Below are 2157 nucleotides of genomic sequence, written 5' to 3' on the forward strand. Positions count from 1 at the left end.
CATAATAAATAGGAGTTTAACATATATGTTAAATAATATAATGCTGTTTATTGATAATTTAATAAATGGTAAAAAAGTGGATAAAAAATTAATACAACAGAAAATAATAAGTCTTTTAAATAAAAAAAATCCAAGTCTTGTAAAATGCCAATATTGCGGACAAGGGAATTGGACAGTAGGAGAAAACTTAACAGTTTTAACCGAATACAGTAAAGATGGTTTTAGAATAGGTGGACCTTCTTTCCCATTCTTTTTTATTGCTTGTAGTAATTGTGGATATTCTATGTTTTTTAATGCTGTTACTGGTGGATTAATAGATCAAACAGGAAATTTTAAAGATTGAATATGATAAATGCAAATGAAACATCTAATAATACTTTTGATCCTGATATACCAAGCGGACTACGCAAGCCCATACTTGAAAAAATAAAGGGTTTTTTTAAAGATAATTGGGTTATTTTAGCAGCTTTAATAACCGCTATTACTTTTTTTGGTAATAATTTCAATTGTATAGAACATCGATTTAAGGGTGTAGATAGTGAAATTAAGGGATTAAATTATAAAATAGATAGTATCAAAGCAAATTTAACTGCTCAGAGTAAAGAATTTGACCTTAAATTAAAGGAATATTCCTTTGAGGTTGATAAAAAATTCTACGAATTTAGCAAAACTAAGCAAAAGTAGCCTGTTTTAATACCATATCAAACATAGCAGGATTGCTTTTATTAGGATGGTTACGGTTATTGTATCTAAAGCAGCCAGGTAGGGTGCGCAGTGCGCACCAAAATAAGATTTTGGCAAATTTTATCCCTCTACAAAGGCCCGTTAAGCGTGAGTTCGAATTATTTATATGTCAAACAACCATGCCTTGATGAGTCTGCTGTCATGGTTTTAAATTTAAATATTAAACTAGGCATTTGCCTAAAAAATGTTGAAATACACTAATAATATAGCCATGTCATTGCGAGCCATGAAACTTGGCTTTAAAAAGCAATCGTACTTGCGTGGCAATCTATTTGGTGTACATTAGAAAGATTACCACGTCGCTTTGCTCCTCGTAATGACATAGCGATTATTTATATGTCAAACAAAATAACCATGCCTAAATGAGCATGCGCACCAAAATAAGATTTACTTGCATTAGACACAAGAAAAACCATAAAAGAGAGCCATAAGTAATTGTGAACGGATGAATGATTTAAATCATTCATCAATTTTATCTAGAATTTAGTTTAACGATAAAATTTATTGGGATTTTAAGTTAACACAACTTATATAAGTAAAATTTTCCAGGAAAGTTTTGTAACTAATTTTAGATTCTTTGCTGCTATCATCTGGATTAATAATGGTTACTTCTTCTTTTTCAGGATTTATTTCAGAAATACAATAAGCGTGCATTGATTTGGTCATATTTCCCTGAGGAGAAATATTTTTACCTGTCATTGCAACAGTTGGCATATTGTTCGCTTTTAGAGTCTTAAATAATTCTTTTATCATCTTATCATCAAGTTTTTCAGTTGGGAAAAACAGAGTTTTCATGCCAGTTAGTAAATATAATGCTTCACCAATATCCCCAAAATTTAGCAATACTAGCTTAGTTTTATACTTTGAAATACGTGGATCTTCTGGTCCTAAAGACTCATCGACATTTTTTCTTAGCTTAAAATAAGCATGCTCTATAATTTTCACTCCTAAGTGATTACTTTTAACTGAATCTTCTGCATTTCCCATATTTTGAATATCTTGTCTGGTAACCTCGAAGCTTTCTTTTGGAAGACCAGGAAAAGTTACCTTATATCCACCATCTGACATTGGTTCTATCATTTTCATCAATAATTCTGCCCCTCTTGGATTTTTTGACAGAGATTTCAAGGTAGATAGCAGATAACAATCACCAATACTTTGGCAAAAATCAATATTTTTTACACCTAATGGAAAAAGCTTGTTAATGGTGTCTTTTTCATCTTTTCTAATAAACCTTAATTTATAATTATTGTCTTTATCAAATAAATAGACTTGATTTCCAAGTTTTAATGTGTCGCCAGGCTTTATTTCTGAGCTTTCTTTAGGTTTTAAAGGACCTTGTCCATTTATTCTTACTTGAATTTTACTGTTATTTCCTGAATTTCTAATAATTATTTTGTCATCATTCTTTAA

At 30.2% G+C, this 2157-nt stretch carries 2 protein-coding genes and 1 pseudogene; 2 read left to right on the forward strand and 1 reads right to left on the reverse strand.

Annotated elements, in window-relative coordinates; genetic code table 11:
- Positions 1-25: 25 nt before the first annotated feature.
- Positions 26-343: a hypothetical protein gene (locus tag A2255_00455; GenBank protein ID OGI18232.1), complete on the forward strand. Its 318-nt coding sequence runs from the start codon at positions 26-28 to the stop codon at positions 341-343.
- Between the two features lie 2 nt (positions 344-345).
- Entirely contained in the window at positions 346-684 is a 339-nt protein-coding gene (locus A2255_00460) for a hypothetical protein (GenBank protein OGI18233.1), read from the forward strand.
- A gap of 561 nt (positions 685-1245) precedes the next feature.
- On the opposite strand, the pseudogene A2255_00465 reads toward A2255_00460, so the two are convergent.
- Positions 1246-2157, reverse strand: a pseudogene (locus A2255_00465) (hypothetical protein).

It is taken from the genome of Candidatus Melainabacteria bacterium RIFOXYA2_FULL_32_9 (genome assembly GCA_001784615.1).
In the GTDB taxonomy this organism is placed as follows: Bacteria; Cyanobacteriota; Vampirovibrionia; order Gastranaerophilales; family UBA9579; genus UBA9579.

What these genes read in the sequence shown, in the direction of transcription:
- A2255_00455 (OGI18232.1), top strand. Translation starts at nt 26, where the DNA reads ATGTTAAATAATATAATGCTGTTTATTGATAATTTAATAAATGGTAAA.
- A2255_00460 (OGI18233.1), top strand. Translation starts at nt 346, where the DNA reads ATGATAAATGCAAATGAAACATCTAATAATACTTTTGATCCTGATATA.